Genomic DNA, 506 nt, shown 5'->3' with positions numbered 1-506 from the left:
GAGGCGCTCGCCGTCTCCGCCTGCGACGGCAGCGACCGGCAGAAGTGGCGGCTCGACGGCCTCACCCAGGGCCCGAACCCGCCGAACCCGGCCACGGGCGCGGTGGTCAACCCCGGGGTGGCGAACAACCGTGTCGCCACGCTGCGTTCCGCGAACAACGGAATGGTCGCCGACCTCGACGGCGGGACGACCAACTCCGGCACGTCGATCAAGGCGCTCGGCGCCAACGGCAACGACGCGCAGAAGTGGGCGTTCTGGAGCACCGCGAACAACCGGTGGATCCTGGAGACGCTGCTCACGGACGGAAAGGCGGCGGCCGGTCAGGGCATGGTGATGGACCACGACCCGGGGACGCACCGGACGCATCTGATCCGGACGATGGACGGGAACGCCAATCAGCACTGGGCGTTTCGGGACGCGGGCGGTGGTTGGTTCTGGTTGACGAGTGACACCGACGGCGGCTGTCTGACGGCCAACAACTCGGGTGAGGCGCTCGCCGTCTCCGC

The 506-nt window shown here is 69.8% G+C and carries 1 pseudogene; it reads left to right on the top strand.

Annotated features, from left to right (window positions below):
- A pseudogene (locus VR45_RS29340) lies at nucleotides 1-506 on the top strand (RICIN domain-containing protein); the annotation flags it as partial.

Origin of the sequence: Streptomyces sp. NRRL S-495 (assembly GCF_000966955.1) — a bacterium.
In the GTDB taxonomy this organism is placed as follows: domain Bacteria; phylum Actinomycetota; class Actinomycetes; order Streptomycetales; family Streptomycetaceae; genus Kitasatospora; species Kitasatospora purpeofusca.
This window is presented reverse-complemented; position numbering and strand designations above follow the sequence as displayed.